Below are 19,026 nucleotides of genomic sequence, written 5' to 3'. Positions count from 1 at the left end.
ATCAACGACCGACAACGCCAACGTTATGAGCAAACCCGCGTAGGGTCCAAGCCGTTTTTTCATATTTCAGTAGCAATAATTCCGAAATCTGATAATTATCTTAGATGGAGGTCACAATGGCGGAACAGAAAAACACTGCAGGACCCCTCGACCGGGCGCTCGCCATAGTTGGCCATGTCGCTAATCAGACAAAGGCCGTCTCGGTCGCAGAGATCGCGAACGCCCTTTCGTTACCCGTTCCAACCGCGCATCGGCTTGTCGGAAATCTGGAAGAACGCGGCCTGCTTCAGAAAGCGCTTGGATCGAAGCGCTACGTGGTAGGCAATCAGTTGGTTATGCTGTCCGCCAAGGTCATCGGCGCGGCTTTTCGCACGGCGCGGCGGCACGCGGTGCTGCGCGCGGTTGCCGGCGAGATCGGCGAACAGTGCGAGATCGGTGTCGTGCGCGACAATCTCGTCACTTACGTCGACAGCGTACGCGTGTCCCAACCACAGGGGCTTCAATTCAATCCCGGCGAGGCAGCTCCGCTTCACTGCACCTCGACCGGAAAGATCTACATGAGCCGATTACCCGAAAGAGCGCGTGAAAAGCTATGCCGCTCACTCGCTTTGACGCAATACACTGATAAGACCATCGTGGATTGCGAGACCCTCCTGAAGCTTCTCGAGGAGACGCGCCATCGAGGGTGGGCAAAGACCAATGAGGAATACGTGAAGGGCGTCGTCGGCTGTGCGGTTCCTATCGTTTCTCCGGACCGAGAGCTGATCGCCTGTCTCGGCGTGTCCGTGCCCGCGGCCCGAGTCAGCTTTGCAGAGCTTGAGCGCTTCATTCCTCCACTTCAAAGAGCCGCCGAGCTCCTGTCGCAAACCATCCTTCAGACGGATAGCGAGGACGAAACCCTTGAGGATACTTGAGGAGACGGATCCCTCGGCTCCGCTCCTTCTGGCCGGGAGAAAGAGAATGGATTTCTCCTTCGGCAAGTCGTGGCGGCAAGATCTTCGAGCGTCCACAAGCCTGATCCATCGCCGTTACGGACTGTGCCGCAGCGCCATCGTCAACTAGCATGCCTAGTGGTTGATCGAGATGGAGGGCATCTGGCAAGGTAGATGCCAGGCCAGAGCTCAAACGGGATAATAGTTGCAGTGCGCCGACCTTCATGCACGATCACGGCACCACTCCCCCTGAAACGACAGATCCGCTTGGCGCATCTTTGCCAATCCGACTCAGGCCCGATCCTTGGCACGCACCGCTCGCATGTTGCTGCTCGCTATCATGCACAGTCGTGCCGGACGGCACACTTAGCTGATATAATCCAGCATCCGCTTCTCGCGCGGACCGGTTCAAGGCGCGGGCCGCCATTTGACGCATACAAATTGACCATCGGTGACTGCACGAAGTGTCTTCGGACAATCTCGTCCTGCCCCCCTCTCTATGAGCGACCGCGACCTACAGATTCCTGCCTGGGTCAGAGAGCCCTGCCATAAGACCCATCAGGTGTTCACCTTCCAGATCCCTAAGGAGAGCGCGGATGAACCGCGATGCCGAACTAAGCGGCATGGCCCATGTTGCTTTCGCCAGCCTGATCTTCGTTACTATGTCTTCGGCTATCAAGGTTGTAACGCAGACGATTTCCCCCTTGCAGGTGACTGTTCTGCGTAGCGTCCTGTCGATCCCAATCATCTTCCTTATTCTCCCTAAACACGTCCGCTTCGACTCCCGCCTCCTTTTTTCGAAAGAACATTTTTTCAGATCTGTATTTGGCTATACGGGATTTCTGGCATTCGTCGCTTGTGCATCGAAGCTTCCCCTAACGGTAGCTGCCTCAATACTCTACACGTCACCCATCTGGTCCTTGCTCTTGTCGGCGCTGGTACTGAAGGAGCGGCAGAACATCGCGACGGCCTTTGGACTGATTCTCGGGCTCTTCGGCATGCTTGCCATAGTTCAACCGACCATCAGCAGCGCAGACACATGGATTGTCATTGGCTTGATTGGCGCAGCCCTCGACAGTCTCGCTGTCATGATGATACGGCGCATAGCCAGCGTCGATGCTCCCGAACAGATGGCCCTATACTTTATGCTTTGGAGCTCTGTGATCGGCCTGCCTTTTGCAATCCCTGTGTGGGTTTGGCCGGCACCCGCTGATTGGCCGTTACTGTTGCTTATTGCGGGGTTGGCCGCACTGTTACAGATCGCGCTGGGGCGCGGTTATGCTCTCGTCCGCCTCGCGCGCGCCGCTCCACTCGACTTCGTCCGTCTGCCAGCAAGTTTACTGGTCGATCTGGTCTGCTTTGGCATCACTCCAACTCCTATGATGTGGCTTGGTACCGGACTTATCCTGGTCGGGTCTTCGGCCTGTCTGGCAGAAAGAGTGATACGGAAATGACACTGACCTCTGATCAGGTTGAAAGTCGCTGTCGCGGAAGACACCGACAAGATAGACACTTCAACGTGAATTGAGTCTATCTACGCCAACCACTTCTCATTGAACAAAGGCAGCCCCTTTGTGTTTTCCTTAACGAAAGCGCTCAAGTTAGCAATACCGTTATGCTTATTGGTCGAAGTAATCACATTTCCAATCAACCGCCCGAGCCGAACGAACTGCGCTTCATCAAAGCCTCTCGTCGTGAGAGCGGCGCTACCGATTCTCAGTCCACTTGCTTCTGATGGCGGACGGTTGTCGAAGGGAATCGGATTCCTATTGGCGATGACCTGGGCTGCCGATAACGCCGCTTCAAGTTGACGACCGCTCATATCCCAACTCATCAGACTGAGAAGCAATAAGTGCGACGAAGTACCTCCGGAAACGAGTGTAGCGCCCGTCTCAAGCAAGCCAGCCTCCAACGCCTTGGCGTTTCTCAACACCTTTCCGGCATACCTCTGAAAAGAGGACGTTTGCACCTCAGCTAACAATGCGGCTCTTGCCGCAATCAGGTCCATTTTAGGCGCCCCTTGCAGTCCGGGAAATATGGCACGGTCGATCGCCTTGCCTAAACGCTTTTTGCACAAAATAAGTCCGCCGCCCCGCGGGCCTCGGAGTGTCTTATGTGTCGAAGTTGTTACAATGTCGGCGTGAGGGAAGGGAGACGGAACGGCGCGGCCAGCAACGAGACCCGCGGTATGCGCTAGATCCACCCAAAGAAGCGCGTCAATCTCACGTGCGATCTCATGCATCTTCCCATAATCAAACAAGCGTGGATATGAAGAACCGCCACAGATGATTGCTACGGGTCGATTCTCGAGCGCGATCGAACGCACCGCATCATAGTTCAGTTGCTCGTCGCTCTTTGACACTCCATAGAAGCACCACCGAAAGTTTTGACCGCTCGCATGGAATGAAGCACCGTGACTCAAATGGCCGCCATCTTGAAGCCGCATCGCCATCAGCCTGTCTTGAGGCTGAAAAAGGCCGTTCATTACTGCGAAATTTGCGATGGTAGCGCTCATCGCTTGCACATTCGCGTGTTCGCATGCGAACGCGGATTTTGCTCTCTCGATTGCCAGCCGCTCTAGTTTGTCAGCATACTCGCAGCCTGACACACAACGGCTTCCCGGATACCCCTCCGCATTCTTGTCGGCAAATATGCTGCCTTCGAACTCCCTGACTCTGGGAGAGGAATAGTTTTCAGAAGCGACTAAGCTCAGCTGGCTTAATTGGCGTTGCTCCTCCAAGTACAGCAGCTCTCCCACTTCTTCGTCAAAGCTTTCGCATCGATTATCCATGACCGCCCCTGCCCACAGTGATGCTGCCGTCGTCGTCAGTTTTTCGCATGCGACAGTTGAGCGAGTTCACGCTCGATACCTTGAAGCTCTTCCAGATCTCTTCCGAAAATTACAAAGTCGTAGGGTCCGGCATCTTGATGGCCCTCCACCATCACAATTGCGCCCCGTCTATCGGCAGGCCTATAGTGAAGCTGCTTTCGCCGCAGCAGATCAATGAGGTCGGGAAATCGAAGCGCAATGGAGACGCAATTTCGGGAAAGAGCAACACGCGCTCCATTTTTGATAGCGCATTCCAATCCTAGCGCGCTTGATACGGCCCTGATTGAAGAGAAGCCTCCGTGGCGCCCGTTTACCTCACATGCAAAGAACCCAACCTCTTTGGCTCTAACGATGTCGACACTAAGTGGTCCGAAATACCCGATTTGTTGGGCGTAGTTGCCAAGACTTTTGCACCACGAGAGAACATCGTTGGGCAAATGATCGAGCAGAGCGCTACTCCAATATGCCCCGCCGTATCCTGGATTGAAGAGGATCGAAGCTACACCTACAAGCTCAACCCTGTCTCTCCTGACATCAAAATGGACGCCCATCGAAGACTCATTTTCACTATATACCTCGACAATCACGGGCTCTTCTACTGTCGGAGACAGCCCAAGTTCATGAACGGCCTCGCGCAAGGTAGCCGCATCAATTTTTGGTGTCGCCACGGCCCGCGTCGCGCCTTGCGACGATCCCGCCGCGCTTTTCGAAATGACGATATTGCCGTCACCACCTGCATGACGCGCCATCTTCAGAATGGCACTCTCAGACTCTGACAGGACTGCACATACGGCTTCGACCAATTGTTGCATGCTTGCACAATTGCTGCCATTAGCGATCGGCACGCCAAGATCGGAGGCAAACTGGCGGAATTTCTCCTTGTCGTTAAGAAGTCGCGTTGCGACCGGGCTTGCTCCAACGTTCTCATCTGAAAACCTTACAGGAAGATTCCCCAAAGCTCTCGCGATGGAAATTGATACCTCGTCAGCGATATACGGCTCCAGACATGAAAATTGAGCACCCATAGTCATCAGACGTAGCGATCTAGAAAAGGCGCTACCGGGCGCGATGTCCTGTTCCGAGATTGGCAGGGGACGCTTGGTGGATGTCGATGAGGTCGACAGCAATTTGATGTTACCTCCACCTTTTAGGGAATTGACGTAGTTCAAGAACTCCTTCGTGACCGGAGTTGGGGTAATAAGCATATCGTCGTCCCTAGCAAGCCAGAGCAGCCTCTTGGCCGAGGCTGCATTTGCTCTCAGGAATTCATCTGATAGCGTATGAGCCGAGGGCGTCATTGCAGCGGAGCCAGTGTTCGCGAGTATGACCCGGCTCATCATTCTCCCCCGTCGCGCGCCTGGTTTACGAGCTCGTTTTCCTTTTCCCACCAGGCAATACAGGAGTCAGCAAGAATGCTGATTGGATCAACGATGTCATCGTCGTCTACCAGACCGTCGGAAATGGCCGACAATTCACTGCAACCAAGAATAATTGCGTCAGGCGCGAAGGGTCTGATCTGATCAACAAGCTGCTTCAGCTTTGGTCGTGCTTCCACGGCATTTCCAGACTTGACATCCGCGATGATCTGAACGGCTTCTCGTTGAAACTCTGCACGACAACATGCGAATTTCTCGCCGAAACACTTCTCATTCGTTTGCGGGTATAGAGAGTGCTGCATAGTCGCATTCGTTCCCAGCAGGATCAAACGAAGTTCGCGAGCTGCGGCATCCCTCCTGCCGCAAATCACCTTGGCTGTGATCTCGGTTACGTCAATCAAAGCCACCGACAGCGCCTGCTTGATCTCACCAACCCAGAAGTGCGCGGTGTTGCAGGGGATGGCTATCGCTCCACATCCCGCTTGCTCTAACCAATGAGCCCGCTCCAATATCTGCTGCAATGGCGCGTCACTCCCCTCTGAGATTGCTTGTGATCGATCAGTGATATCGGGAAGCGATAAAGCAACATACGGAATGTGATCCTGATCTTTCTCCGCTCGGCGTTTTCGCGCGAGAGATTCCAAGAATTTGGCAGTTGCGAAGCTTCCCATTCCGCCCACTACCCCAAGGGGCCTCCGTTGCCCAAGCGGTCCTGCAAACGGCATATCGAGCCTCGATACAAAGTTCATAGTATGACGACCCTGCCTTTCGCGCTTCTTTGACTGCAACAGCACTTCCGTTCCGCAACCACTCATTCAAGAGGACATGCTCGCGTGGTAGCCAAAACAATTCGCGCTCCTCTGTTGTGACAACGTATGGCGCCGGTTGCAACATTAGGTAATGAGCCGTGCGAACAGCAAAGGGTATGCCAACTCGACAGGAAAAGTGGTCTTCAGAGACCTGATGAAGATTGCGATATTTATAGTTGTCGACACATTGCCTGTGTCACGAATGAGACACGCCGGCGGACGTTATGTGTGTGTGCAGAGCGACAAAGGGGATCGGCGCCATTGAGACGAATTCGGACATTGCCCTGACAGCCATAGAAAATGTAAAGATCGTCCACCGAGGAGCTAATAGAGCGCACATTGCTTATTTGCTGGAGAAATTACTGTCGGAGGCGAGCCAGACCATTCAAACAACGGCTTCCGAAGAAAGGACAAAGAGGCATGTCTTCGAAAATATCCTGTGAAGATAGCCATCACATGCCCAAGCAAACCATTGAAAGGGCCCTGCAGCATGCGGACACGAACCTGAATGCTAGCCTTGACCGGCTCTTCCAACTGCTGCGAATTCCGTCCATCTCGTGCGAACCGCATTATGCACGGCAATGCCGCGAGGCCGCTTCCTGGCTCGCCCATGAGCTATCTGACATTGGCTTCGATGCATCCGTCAGAGCTACGATTGGAAACCCTGTAGTGGTCGGACACAGCAAGCAAGCCACCGGTCCACACGTTCTATTCTATGGCCATTACGATGTCCAACCCGTAGAGCCTCTGCAGGAATGGGAGTCTCAACCCTTCGAGCCGACGCTTAGGGTCCAGCCTAACGGGGAGACCCACATTGTTGCCCGAGGCGCATCTGACGACAAAGGCCAGCTCTTGACTTTCATTGAGGCGTGCCGTGCCTGGAACGCGACAACAGGAAGTCTGCCAGTTGGCGTATCTATGTTGTTCGAGGGAGAGGAAGAAAGCGGCAGTCCAAGCATGGAGGCATTCTTGGACGAATTCGAACATGAATTGCTTGCTGATGTCATGTTGCTTTGCGACACCTCATTGTGGAACGACGCGGTACCCGCGATCACCGTTATGTTTCGCGGCCTATTAGAAGAGGAGGTCCGAGTAACGTGCGCCGACCGGGACCTGCATTCGGGTGCTTATGGGAATGCTGTACGCAATCCAATCCAGGTTCTCGCTGAACTCATCGCCAGCCTGAGAGGCAGGAACGGAGAAGTCGCGATTGAGGGCTTCTACGACAACATATCGGAGTTGGACAGCACTGTCAGAGACGAGTTGCTGAAGCTGAATTTCGACACCGAGCAATTCCTTGGAGCTGTTGGCCTCTCTCAGTCGGCTGGGGACGTTTCTTACTCGGTAATGGAGCAACTCTGGACTCGCCCTTCGTGCGAAATCAATGGAATAGCAGGCGGGCATTGCGGAGTTGGCCTGAAAACGATCATTCCGTCCAGTGCCGTCGCCAAGGTCTCTTTCAGGTTGGTAGATGGTCAAGATCCCGAAAGGATACGATCGACGTTTCGCAATCACATTCGCGCTCGAACACCGCGCGACTGCAAAGTGCAGTTTGCCGGGCTCACAGGCCACCCCGCATCTTTTATCCAGCCAAGGAGCCCGTATCTGGACTGCGCGCGCGCCGCTCTGAAACAGGAGTGGGGTTGCGATTCGGTGCTGATAGGAAGCGGAGGGTCGATCCCCATCGTGAACACTGTTAAGCGCCGGCTAGGGCTGCAGTCCCTACCCATCGGTTTCGCGCGAGCTGATAATCGTCACCACAGCCCAAACGAAAAGTACGATCTCTACACTTTTCAAAAGGGAATTCGTTCGTGGATTCGAATCCTTGCGGAGCTTTCACGATGCACAAACGATCGGATCGTGTCCCAACCGGAACAATTAGGCGGCGGACAATATATGAACCGTCAATGAAGCCGCGCCTGCAACAATCCGCTGACGCCTCGACGCCATTTTCGCGCGCTTGCTTTCAATACCATTTCACGCCGCTCAATGTGACACGGGAACGCGCCGACCGCCGAGTACCAATGATCCGGTGCGCACATGGCGCGCATACAGTTGCACCAGATCGAACACACGCCGAGTATGCAGCTTAAACTGCTGGCGGAACGACATTCCGGATCTAAAACGTCAAGCACTGCCGCTGGTTGGCCCGCTTTCTGCATCGTGATACGGCGGACACTAGATGTCCGACGTTAGACATGGAGAAGCTATGCGCATCTGCGGCATCAAATTGAGGCATGATGGAGCGATCGCGCTCATCGAGAACGGAAGACTGGCTTTTTGTGTTGAGCAAGAGAAGCGGGACAACAATCTCCGCTATCAAGCCATCGAAAACCTTGACGATGTCGTCGCCGCCTTGGCCGAGCACGGACTGGATTCGTGCGATGTTGATCAGTTTGTGATCGACGGCGGGGGGGACGGTCAATCCCAAGTGCTCAGTGGTACTGACTCTGTCACTCTCAAATGGGGACCGTACGTAGAGCCCCATGCGGAAGGGCTTCTCACTTCGTACAACGGCTCTGGCTTGATTCTAGAAGGCAGAGCATTTCCCTATAAAAGTTATTCACACGTCTCGGGCCATGTGGCTTCCGCGTACTGCACAAGCCCGTTTGCTCAGTCCGGACAATCGGCTTTCTGTCTTGTGTGGGACGGCTCCATCCTTCCACGTCTCTACCACGTTGAACGTCAGGGCGCCCGATTCGTTGAATGTCTGTTTCCAATTGTTGGTCATGCCTATGCTGTGGCCGGCGATCACTTTGGGCCTTACAAAGATCTGGACCGCAAACCCTGGGATTTAGGTGTCGCTGGCAAGCTAATGGCCTATATCGCGCTGGGTTGTGTCGATGATGCGATCGTGAGTGTCTTTCGGGAGCTCTACGAGGAATGCTTTGCCGGCGACACGCAGCGTGCTCGTGGCTACCGTACGGAGATCGAGAGCGGGGATTGGTTTCCTGCCATGCACGCTTTCTTTGCAGCCAGCGCCTCGCGATTGGATCACAAGCGAGATGAAGATATACTCGCATCATTTCACTCTTTTCTCGAGCATCTCCTGGTTGAGCGATTGGCAGCTGCTGTACAACGTCATTCACGGCTCCCAGGGCGACACAATCTGTGCATAGCGGGCGGCTGTGGTCTTAACATAAAGTGGAATAGCGCAATGCGGTCCGCCGGACTGTTCGATGCTGTTTGGGTGCCCCCCTTTCCGAATGACAGCGGCGCGGCTATAGGTGCGGCTTGTGCCGCATTAGCAGAGCGGAAGGGCTTCGTGCCACTCGAATGGTCGGTCTACGGTGGTCCGCGACTTCTGCGGAACGAGGCGCCAGCAGGATGGGAAGCCGCACCGTGCAATATGCGCGAGCTTGCTAAGATCCTTGCGAGTAACAAGCCCGTCGTCTTTCTCGCCGGCAGCGCTGAGCTCGGACCGCGAGCATTAGGCGGACGAAGCATCCTAGCGGCTGCCACATCAGCGGGGATGAAGGATCATCTCAATCAGATCAAACGTCGTGAATGCTTTCGGCCAGTGGCGCCCATATGCATTGAAGATCGTGCGCCAGAAATCTTCTTCCCCGGAACCCCGGATCCTTACATGCTGTTCGATCATCAGACGCGAGCGGAATGGCTCGATAGAGTACCAGCTGTTGTACATCTTGATGGATCTGCGCGATTGCAGACTGTTTCCAGAACCTCTGAACACAAGATCGCCGAACTCCTCGTGGTCTACGAAGAACTTACCGGCATCCCGCTGCTTTGCAATACGAGTGCCAATCTCAATGGACGTGGGTTCTTTCCGGATGCTGCAGGAGCTTGTGAATGGGGACGAGTTGACCACGTATGGTGCGATGGCATGCTGTGGACAAAAGCCGCATAGGCATGGTTGTGATGATGAGCAACGTGATCTTTGCAACGGGGCCTTGCTCCCTCGCGTCTTGCAGCATGCGATCTTAGAATCTTGGGTAGCAGGAGTGCCTACGATGAGGGCTACCGATCTCGCGAAGCTGCGGCAAGCTTCGCACGGTAGTCGAAAGGTAGGCGTCGAAGCGTTCCGGCAACGGATTTTGAAATTTGAGAAGATCTGCCATTCCACTCATGGCGATGTCGGGCGCCTTGCTGCTCTTCCAGGGTTGTCGCCAGATCCGAAAGCTTTCGCCGCCGCTCGAACTGCAGCTCCTTCACGTGCAAGTCGGCCTTTCTCTGTATCATGGTCGCTTGCCTACGGATCATATCGGGCAGGCCGGCGCCTTCGGTCGCTCAGCGGCGCCGATATCGCCGTGATCGTCTCGCAGGCGCGCCCGCGAAACGTCGAGCATTTCGACATGGTCGACGGGATCTGGGTCACCCACCCGCGGTGCGCCATCCCTTCGTCCGAAGCCCGCCTGGTCGGACATGATCAGCGATGAAGTGCTGAGAAACGTTATGGATGAACTCTATCTGCCGCTGAATGCCGGGATGAGGTCTTAGCGTCCGTCGGCGCACGTACGCTATTGGACAGGGCCGGCCATCTGCTGCTGGAGCAGGATCCTAAAGGCGGCTTCGAGGGCAAGCTATCCGGCTTGGTCGATCGCGGATTCATCAGCCCTCGCGAAAAGACAACTCTCGAGGCCGTTGCAGACGCAGGCAACGCGTCTGCTCACCGAGGATACACACCCACTGCCGAGCGACTCGGACACATCGTCGACATCATAGAAAACTTTCTGCAGCGTGCGTTTGTCCTTTCTCGCGCGGCCGATGAAGTCCCGAATTCGACACCGCGGCGCCCCAAGGCAAAATAGTCGGGAAGGCATCCGTGACAAAGCTCCCGCCACATTGAAATCGCTCGACGAGTGAGCATATGGGGAACAACCTTTAGTGCTGCCGCCGGGCGCAATTGCACGGAGCGGCAAACCCTCATTGCATAAACGTCCAGGAGACGACTTGAGCGACGAGAGCCCTACGATCGACGATAGCCCCGAGAACACCGCGCCACCGCCCCCTCCGTGGGCCAGGGCGACCTTGAATGACGTCACGCAGGTCGACTTCGAAGAGCTGGTTCGGTCATTGGACAGCGCCGATGCGGCCGAGCTGGGAGACCTATACCGACGCGCTCTCCCCGACACGCAGCCCGAACCCGAGACCCCAACGTTCCGTGTTTACTCCATGCTCGCTGGGGCCATGGGAATGCATTTCAAGGCCAACGAGCCAAACGACCCTTTCGCTGCAATGATCGTCTGGGCAGACGGTCGGCGCTCGGCGACACCGGCCGATTTTCGTGGCGCGATTGATTCCCTGGCCGCGATGGCCGAGCGGGCACAGCACCCTGTGTTGCGAGCCCGGCTCGCGGACCTGTGCTGGCTGCTCGATCTTAAACGACGACGGATCGGAGTATGTGCCGCGACCGCCTACGTCGAAGTTGTCTCCAAGGTCGATGCCGGCATCCTCAAGTTGCGTTTCGACGAGAACGAGACCGGCGCCCTACGGCACGAGGCGCGCGATCTGCTCAAGCGGGCCCTTTTCATCGGTCGCGCCACCAAAATGGACAAGAATGGCCCTTCGGACGCGCAGAAGCTCGTCGTGGCGTTGCGGAAGCGAGCGATCGCGAAGCGACTGACTAGTCCCGCCCTGATGTTCGGGCGTCTCGACCTTCACTTCGGGATCTCGGATGCAGCCGAAGTCGGCAAGGAGGTCGAAAACTTGATCGCCGGCCTCCCCGCCGGCGCTGACGACCACATCTTAGTGGAGCTTTGGCGCCTTTCCGCCCGAGCTTACCATAAGGCCAAACACGACGACGACGCGAACCGTTGCCGGTCAACGGCAGGCGAGCTGCTGGTCGCGATGGCCAAGCGCCAGCCTTCGGCCATGTTGGCTGCTCATACGCTTACGGAAGCCATCCAAGAGCTGCACGGCTTGCCAGGCAGCAAGGATCGCCGGAAGGAGTTGCGGCATCTCCTGGTGGATATTCAGGCGGGCATCGCCGACGAAATGTCGCCTTTTGCAATTCCGATGGACCTCGAAGATATCGCCAAAGAGGTCGAGAAGAGGATGCAAAAGCCTACTTTGCTCGACAAACTCTTCACGTTCGCGGGCCTCAGTCATTCTCCGGATCCGGATCAACTTATAGCCGAGGCGGAGAAGGCCATCCGAGAGCATCCGTTCTCGTCCCTATTTGGCGGCAGTCACCACGACCGCGATGGCAAGGTCATCTATCGCAGCGAAGGGGGCAACTTTGGCGAAACGCAGGATGACTCGACGCTGCGTCAACAAATCGCGCGCGATGAGGGGCTACGCCGCCATATTACGGCTTCTGCCGAGATCGAAGTAGCTAGGCAATCCATCGTTTCGAACCACTACTTGTCCGAGGAGATCTTCGCAGCGCTATTGGAATTCAGCCCCTTCGTACCGCGGGGGCTCGTCATGACCTACAGCCACGGTTTTACATGCTTCTTCCGCGGCGACTTCATTAGCGCTCTCTACATCCTGACGCCTTTGCTGGAAGCTTCGCTTCGGCACGTACTCAGAGCGCACAGCCACGACGTCACAAAATTGGACGATGCCACGAAGATTCAGGAGGACCGAACGATATCCGCACTGTTCGAGCAGATGCGACCGGAGCTGGATTCGATCTTCGGCAGCCCCATCACGACCGACATCGAGAACGTCTTCCTCAAGAAGCCGGGGCCCTATATCCGTCACTCGATAGCCCATGGACTGCTACACGACGGAGAGCCATACTCGGACGACTCGCTGTATGCGTGCTGGCTGATCTTCCAACTTTGTATGATCCCGCTGTACGAACATCGGCGACACATCCGCTTGCCATTCGACAGCCCTTCCGAAGCGATTGATGAGAAGGGATAGTGCCGTGGCGCGAAGGCTCCCGGCAACTAGGACCCGCTTTGCCCGAACGTGAAGATCGGATCCGGAATGTCTCCGCCAAAGAGCTTGGATTGCCGCTCGGACTGCCACTTCTTGATGCGTGAATTGACGCTATCATCGATGGTGGTCATGAAGCGCGCGAAGACTTCACCCGGCGATCCGCACTCCGCGTGCCACAAATCGAAGCGACCGTCGACGATCTTCGCGAATAGGACGGCGCAGCTCCAGAATTCCTCAGGGCTCGTGGCAGACTTCATCATCCCGTACCAATGCCGTGCCCATGCGTTCCTATGATAGGCATAAGTTGCCGCCCCGTAGGCTTGCCCGACAAATCCTTCGCAAGCCTCGAACCGCTGCAGCGTACGGGTGGCATGTTCATTCAGGTCTGAAAATCCACAGACAAGAAGAGCCCGCGCCGTCTTTGCCGGCTCCTGGATCGCCAACCTTTCGTCGACGTATTGCTGAATGAACGCTTGCGCTCCGGCCTCATGCGCGGCGAGAACCTCCGAAGCTATCAAGGAGTCGTTCGCGGCCGCGTCGAGTCGGGCGAAGCACAATTTACGCACCTCCGTGATCGAAGCACGGGACCAGGCCGCAACGGCCTCCGCGGGAATGCTCGATACGCCGATGACACGGTTTACGAAAGGTCGAAGCGAGGCCGTTCGAGCGAACAGCTCTGCAGCACCCGCGGGATCGCTTGGCGCGATTGCCCTCGCGAGCCCCGTTGCGAATGCATGCATGGCGCGGAACACTCCCTCGCCGGCGACCAGCAACGCTTGCTTCCAACTCTCCGCGAGAGAAGGCATCCGGGCTACAATCGCATCGAATCCTCCCCAGGAGAAATCGTCCAGGATGATCCGGGCGTCGGCGAGAGTAACGTGATCGACGAAGCGGTCGAAGGCCTTCCAAGAGCGCTTCTGCCGTTGCTGAAACGCGTCATCATCTTCTCCCAGTCTCTCGAATGCCTGCTGCATGTCGCGGGCCGGCTGATCCACCAAGGACAGAAGCGGCGGCTCCTGCCCCTCGATCGCGGTGACTGGCTGCTGCACCAGGGGAAATTCAGGGATGTCGTTCACACCGATCGCACGGTGGAATGCGACATCGACCCTATCGGCGACCGATTTGGCGCCCTCATCGCTCAACTGCGCCGCGAAGCCATAGAAGTTCGGCCCCATGCGACCAACGGCCTCGGCGGCGCCGATCAAGCCCAACTCGGCGGCTACCAGCAGGCACCGCGAGCCATACCAGATCTCACGATGGCCGTTCTTCGCGTCGCAATTCGCGGCGTCCCAGCCCGTCGCCAGAAACTGCTTCAACAGAACTGGGTCTCGAGACCGCGCGGCGAGCGCCAATGCTCTCATTCTCATTCCACCATCGGGGGACGAGAGCAAGGGAATGAGTCGGGATTTCGCCGCATTCGACAGGGAGCTTTTGCTGAACTGAGCGAAGTTTACGACCATCGCCAATCTGTTGTTGTCGCGGGATGTGAGTGCGCGATCCAGAGCAGCGTCAATCTCCGTCTCGCTGGCGGGTGACGTAGCCTCCAGCAGATCTAGCAATGCCTCGTTGCCTCCTCCGGCCTCCAGCGCCCGGAGCTGCTCATCGCCGCTCCGGTGCGGAAAGGCTGCGCGAAGGGCATACTGCTGCACGAGCCATTCGTCTCGAACCCCGCCCTTGTCCGTCAAGAATTCGGACGCCGGCGGCGAAGAGCCGATCGAAACCAGTCGGGTTACGATTTCCGGCTCCAGGATCGCACTGTCCTTCAATAGCGCCATCATGGCCTGCCTCAACGACAGCACGTTCGCCCGATCGAGCGCCTGCCGGGCGAACTTATGGCGAAGTTCGACGGCCGTGGCTGGCTCGAAGCGGGCAAGAGCGGGCATGGACCTGGTGACCTGGTGATCCTGAGGGGTCATGCCAAGGCCTGTGCTCAGCTCCGCAACGTTGGCGTTCCTGCTGGCCGTAACGATTGCACCGATATTCTCCGGCGCTTGTGTTGCGGTCGGATCGCAAGGATCGACCGCACTGTAGAGCGGGTCATTCAAGGAAAAGCGCGGTCGGTCGGGGGTGATAGTCCCGAAAATGGCATGCGCTTGCGCCGCATCGTCCGGATCTCCGGTCGCACTCAACATGGTGGCCGCCGCGCGCTTGCCCGTATTCGACGCCTCCGTCGCCAGAAACGGCTCGCAAGCGGTTCGGACGGCATCCCGCATCGGCAACCAATCAACGGCATTGAAACGCATGAGATGTCGGAAATGCTTATCCGGTCGGTCGAAGTCCGGATTCAAGGCGCTGGCGACGGCCCATCCCATAAGCGCGGGGATGGCGGGCGCTAGTGGCTTTCCCGCCATGAGCTCGAGGGCATACGAATGGAGCTGCGGCAGACCTTTTCGGGAGTCTTCCTTCAGTTGCTTGCCGATAAATTCGCGTTCAGCCTCCGACAAGGCCGAGCGGCGAGTCTCGAGCTCCTGCTTCAGCCGTTCCGATTCCGCGGCGTCCTTTGCCGGATCGCCACTCGAATGACGGAACGTGCCTACCTCGGGCGCTAGTACCCGGAATCAGAGCTGAGTGATACGGCGGCCTTTGAAACGGCGTTGACGGACCTTTTTCTTGGTCCAGACGAAGGGCTCGGCTTTGTCGTTGTACGCGTTGACGTAGGCATCGATGTGGTCCTGAAGCTGCTTGAGGCTTGTGAAGGAGGTGCCGCTGAGCGACTGCCCCTGCAAGATCGAAAACCATACCTCGACCTGATTGAGCCAGGACGCACTTGTCGGCGTGAAATGAAATTGCACGTTGGGGTGGGCCTTGAGCCAGTCCTCGTTCTTCTTGTGGGTGTTAAGGTTGTCGAGGATGACGTGAAGCTGGCGGCTCGGAAAGGCCGCGGTGAGGCTGTTCATGAAATCGAGAAACTCGACGCGGCGACGGCGTTTTGAATGCGTTGCGATGATCTTTCCGGTGGCGACTTCGAGCGCCGCAAACAATGTTGTGGTGCCATGCCGCTTGTAATCGTGGCTCTGGCCGGTCAAGGCGCGGCCATTGGGCAACTTCAGATAACCCTGCGCTCGCTCCAAAGCCTGGATCGAAGGCTTCTCGTCCACGCATAGCACAATGGCCTTCGCCGGCGGGGCGACGTAGAGGCCGACAACATCGGCGGCCTTGGCCGTAAAGTTCGGGTCGTTGCTCTCGCACCAGGACTTGCGAGCCGCGAGGTCAATCTTGTGGCTGCGCAGGAACCGCCAGACATATTGGACGTCAACATCGCCCAGCGCTCCGGCCAGCAGAGGACCGGTCCAGCGCGCAAACCCGTGCGGCGGCGGCTTATCCAACAGCTTCAGAATCCGCTTGTCGGTCGTCTTCGTATAGATCGGCTGCTTGCCCGGTCGCGGCTTGTCTTGCAGCCCTTCAAGGCCATGGTCGGCATAGCGATGCCGCCAAAGGCTGACAATCCGCGGCTGGACCCCAACTTCCTTGGCGATCGACCGGGTGCTGCGCCCGTCCGCCGCCAACAAGACTATCCGCGCCCGCTTCAAATCGCGCTGCAATGTCATCGGTGAGCGACAACACGCCTCTAGCACCTTGCGATCTTGCCTCGAAAGGCGGACTTCTCTTGCTTCGGGTATCATCCCGACCTTGAATCACGACTCACGTTCCAAGAAAAGTGGGTACTAGAGAATGGCGGGCTAGCCACTCCAGCGCCTGGCGGGCTATCTCCGCGGCATGCTTTGGATCTGCCGATGCCGAAAGCAGCGCTACTATGAGCCATCTGGAGTTTGGCAGCATAACCAGAGAAAACGCGGCGTCGTGCGTCGCCCTCAAGAATGGCTCTGGAGATCGCTTCGCCATCGCCTCGAACGCCGGATAAAGATCATCGGATACATTCTGCAAGCCGACGAAATATTTTGCCAACGCCGCCTGCACCTCGATGGGGCAACCTTCCTGAAGAAAGGAAATCTGCAACGCTGCGAAGACCACATCGGAGGTCTCCGAAAGGGCACTGATGGGCTCCATCACCTCGGCTAGTTTGGCCTCGGGGTCTCGATTGGCCCGCAGCTCCTTGCGAAGAACGCTCGTCAAAGCCAGGCCGAGCGCCAAGGGAAGTCCTTCCTTCCGCACGGCGTACAGATCGCTTTCGCCTTCCACCGGCTCGAAGAAGCGGCTCCTCGAAACCGCGTTGAGTTCCTTTCCCAGGTCGAAGATCGTGAGATCGTCATGATTCTGGCTTTTCAGCCGCTCAAGCATCTCTTCGGCATGCGACTTGAGCGTCTTCGCGAAATCAAGCGCTGAGCCGGCGCTTGTAGGGTCAGCATCGTGCCGACGGAGGTGCTCGAACAGCAGTCGGCCGACGGTCAATTCGTCGACACGTTCGATTTCCCTGGCGTCGAGAAGCTCGACAGCGATCCCTAGAATCCTAGGATTCCGCAAAAACCCGAAAACCTCGGCCGCCAAGACATCCGACCTGATTCCCCTGGCCTCAAGAATCCCCTTGAGCTCGGCCTCCGACCAATCAGCGACTATCACGCGCTCCAATGGCGTCGTCACTGTCCAGCGTATCTGGGAATGATGCCAATTGTTCGTCGTGACGATCAACCGGCCGCCGATCTCCTCCAGAAAGCCAGCCATCGCATCGATCCAACGGGCCCAAGGAAAGCTAATCGCCTGGTTAAGCCCATCGACCCAGACCACGAGCCGCACGTGCTTCGGCGCGGGGTTCGCCCGCCATCCGTCAAAGCGCCGTTTCCAACGCTTGCGTATAGCGTCCGTCACGATCCCGCCGGTCTGCGACACAAGTTTCGATACCAGGAACTCCTCGAGGTTATTTATGGCCTCCGGCATCGACAGGTCGCTCGCCATGAAGGCCGCGAGCAACGGCGTGGGTTGGCTGGCGCTCCATCCCTTCGCAACGAGCCAGGATTTGCCGGTCCCCTCGTCTCCCAGAACGAGGACAACCCGGTTATCGGGAGGACCGGAAATCGCGGTCTGAATCCGCTGCACGAGCGCCGGTCGCTCGGCCCAAGCAAGCCCGGACTTGTCCATCGGCGCGAGCGGCTGCCCAAACAGCCTTCGCGCCTCCCGACGGTCCGAGAACGCCTTGACGAGAGCCGCCTGATTGGCGGCCTTCGCCAAGCCGAGCCCGACCGCTCCATCGCGAACCATCGACCTCAGATTGGTCGACATGTCGGCGAACTGGCTGTCAGCAGCGACGGCATCGAGATCGTCTCGAATGCCGGTCACAGTGGAGGGATCTTGCGAATGATCCAGCACGAACCGCTCGACCCGCGGCGCGGCCATGGCAAGCAGCACCGCAAGCGGCGGCAGTGTGCCCGGAGGCCAATCGAGAATCAGGCAGCCTATCCCGATCGCGGCGAGCGAACCCCGATACTTGTCCGCGTGCTGGGAGTTCACCGGGCTGGTCGCGCACAGAATCCAGGTATCGACCTGCCCCTTGTCGTCGTTCGCAAGGTCGACGATCTTGCCGGACACGGCGGCTTGGGGAACCGCATCTTCGTACAGCTTCGCCTCGAAGTAAGTCGCCCCCTCGTCGAAGGCCGAGTCGCCGTCACGGCCCCGTTGTGATCCGCTGGACGCAACGCGAAACGGCTGTCCGCACACTTCGGACAGAACTGTCGCGAGCAATCCTTCGAAGCCATCCGTGCCGCTGTCCTTAAGCGTCTGGAGCGCCGTCTTCAGTGCAGCAAGATGGGACTCTGTCCTAGCATCCATTTAGGTTAGATAGGCAGGATGACGGGTATCCGCCAGGGAAACGGGCCAGATGTTCGCCGGTGGACCGGCCTTTTGACGCCTAGCCAAAGCGACACCGCCTAGAATAGCGTGTGGTATGACCAAGTCCAACAAACCCTCTGCCGAGGCGTTGCGCTCATCATTGGCGGCGGCCCGGGCGTCAGCTCAAGCTGCGCTCGCCTGTTCTCAAACAGCGGCATGCGCGTCGCCATCGCAGCCCGCAATCCCGATAAAGCCGCTCTTGAGGCTCTCGAGAAGGAGCACGGTGTGCGCCGGTATGGTTGCGACGCCACGGACCCTGTCTCGATCGAACGTCTTTTCGAAAAGGTCGCCGGCGACATCGGAGCGCCGAGACTTGTCGTGCATAACATCGACGGCCGCGTACCCGGTATTTTCCGCAAAACCATCGTCGAGGCCGACCCGGCTATGGTATTCGAAACCGTCCGCATTGCTTCCGCCTTCCTCCGGAATGAACGGTTGTTCACCGCCGA

The 19,026-nt window shown here is 57.4% G+C and carries 12 protein-coding genes and 2 pseudogenes; 8 read left to right on the top strand and 6 right to left on the bottom strand.

Translation table 11 applies throughout. The features are described from left to right. Window positions 1-116: 116 nt before the first annotated feature. Window positions 117-914, top strand: a complete 798-nt coding sequence (locus tag ACVWYP_RS13755) for an IclR family transcriptional regulator (protein WP_026192335.1) — start codon at window positions 117-119, stop codon at window positions 912-914. A gap of 614 nt (window positions 915-1,528) precedes the next feature. Beyond that, window positions 1,529-2,386: a DMT family transporter gene (locus tag ACVWYP_RS13750; protein WP_018269984.1), complete on the top strand. Its 858-nt coding sequence runs from the start codon at window positions 1,529-1,531 to the stop codon at window positions 2,384-2,386. An 80-nt stretch (window positions 2,387-2,466) separates the two neighbouring features. Here the strand turns inward: ACVWYP_RS13750 and ACVWYP_RS13745 are convergent, their stop codons facing one another. The 3 genes from ACVWYP_RS13745 to ACVWYP_RS13735 are packed head-to-tail and all read right to left on the bottom strand — an operon-like array spanning window position 2,467 to window position 5,926. Further along, entirely contained in the window at window positions 2,467-3,723 is a 1,257-nt protein-coding gene (locus ACVWYP_RS13745) for a serine hydroxymethyltransferase (RefSeq protein ID WP_456684110.1), read from the bottom strand. A gap of 35 nt (window positions 3,724-3,758) precedes the next feature. Beyond that, window positions 3,759-5,060 (bottom strand): preATP grasp domain-containing protein, encoded by a 1,302-nt coding sequence (locus ACVWYP_RS13740; protein WP_162136691.1) that lies wholly within the window; start codon window positions 5,058-5,060, stop codon window positions 3,759-3,761. Window positions 5,061-5,098: 38 nt separating this feature from the next. Further along, on the bottom strand, window positions 5,099-5,926 hold the full coding sequence (locus tag ACVWYP_RS13735; protein ID WP_157183416.1) for an aspartate/glutamate racemase family protein: 828 nt from the start codon (window positions 5,924-5,926) through the stop codon (window positions 5,099-5,101). A gap of 477 nt (window positions 5,927-6,403) precedes the next feature. Between ACVWYP_RS13735 and ACVWYP_RS13730 the strand changes: the two genes are divergently transcribed. The 5 genes and pseudogenes from ACVWYP_RS13730 (at window position 6,404) to ACVWYP_RS13710 (ending at window position 12,778) form a co-directional block, all read left to right on the top strand. Beyond that, the gene (locus ACVWYP_RS13730) at window positions 6,404-7,858 is read left to right on the top strand and encodes a M20/M25/M40 family metallo-hydrolase (protein WP_035632939.1); all 1,455 of its coding nucleotides are present in this window, start codon (window positions 6,404-6,406) and stop codon (window positions 7,856-7,858) included. A 298-nt stretch (window positions 7,859-8,156) separates the two neighbouring features. Beyond that, entirely contained in the window at window positions 8,157-9,815 is a 1,659-nt protein-coding gene (gene nodU, locus ACVWYP_RS13725) for a nodulation protein NodU (RefSeq protein ID WP_080583581.1), read from the top strand. After that, complete coding sequence (locus ACVWYP_RS13720; protein WP_369525559.1) at window positions 9,718-10,344, top strand: DUF2130 domain-containing protein; 627 nt, start codon at window positions 9,718-9,720, stop codon at window positions 10,342-10,344. Before nodU ends, ACVWYP_RS13720 begins: the two co-directional genes overlap by 98 nt. Before the next feature lie 69 nt (window positions 10,345-10,413). After that, window positions 10,414-10,716, top strand: a pseudogene (locus ACVWYP_RS13715) (DUF4145 domain-containing protein); the annotation flags it as partial. 142 nt (window positions 10,717-10,858) lie between these two features. Then, window positions 10,859-12,778 (top strand): DUF7380 domain-containing protein, encoded by a 1,920-nt coding sequence (locus ACVWYP_RS13710; RefSeq protein WP_063607119.1) that lies wholly within the window; start codon window positions 10,859-10,861, stop codon window positions 12,776-12,778. 26 nt (window positions 12,779-12,804) lie between these two features. Here ACVWYP_RS13710 and ACVWYP_RS13705 read toward each other — a convergent pair whose 3' ends face one another. The 3 genes from ACVWYP_RS13705 to ACVWYP_RS13695 all read right to left on the bottom strand — a co-directional run bounded on the left by ACVWYP_RS13705 (window position 12,805) and on the right by ACVWYP_RS13695 (window position 18,517). Further along, a complete protein-coding gene (locus tag ACVWYP_RS13705; RefSeq protein ID WP_038388227.1) occupies window positions 12,805-15,240 on the bottom strand; it encodes a hypothetical protein in 2,436 nt (811 codons plus the stop codon). A 114-nt stretch (window positions 15,241-15,354) separates the two neighbouring features. After that, the gene (locus ACVWYP_RS13700; RefSeq protein WP_038380919.1) at window positions 15,355-16,419 is read right to left on the bottom strand and encodes an IS630 family transposase; all 1,065 of its coding nucleotides are present in this window, start codon (window positions 16,417-16,419) and stop codon (window positions 15,355-15,357) included. 19 nt (window positions 16,420-16,438) lie between these two features. Then, on the bottom strand, window positions 16,439-18,517 hold the full coding sequence (locus ACVWYP_RS13695) for a hypothetical protein (protein WP_304498898.1): 2,079 nt from the start codon (window positions 18,515-18,517) through the stop codon (window positions 16,439-16,441). Between the two features lie 108 nt (window positions 18,518-18,625). Between ACVWYP_RS13695 and ACVWYP_RS13690 the strand changes: the two are divergent. Beyond that, window positions 18,626-18,898: pseudogene (locus ACVWYP_RS13690) on the top strand (SDR family oxidoreductase); the annotation flags it as partial. Between the last annotated feature and the right edge of the window lie 128 nt (window positions 18,899-19,026).

The organism is Bradyrhizobium sp. USDA 3262 (assembly GCF_054060035.1).
This window is presented reverse-complemented; position numbering and strand designations above follow the sequence as displayed.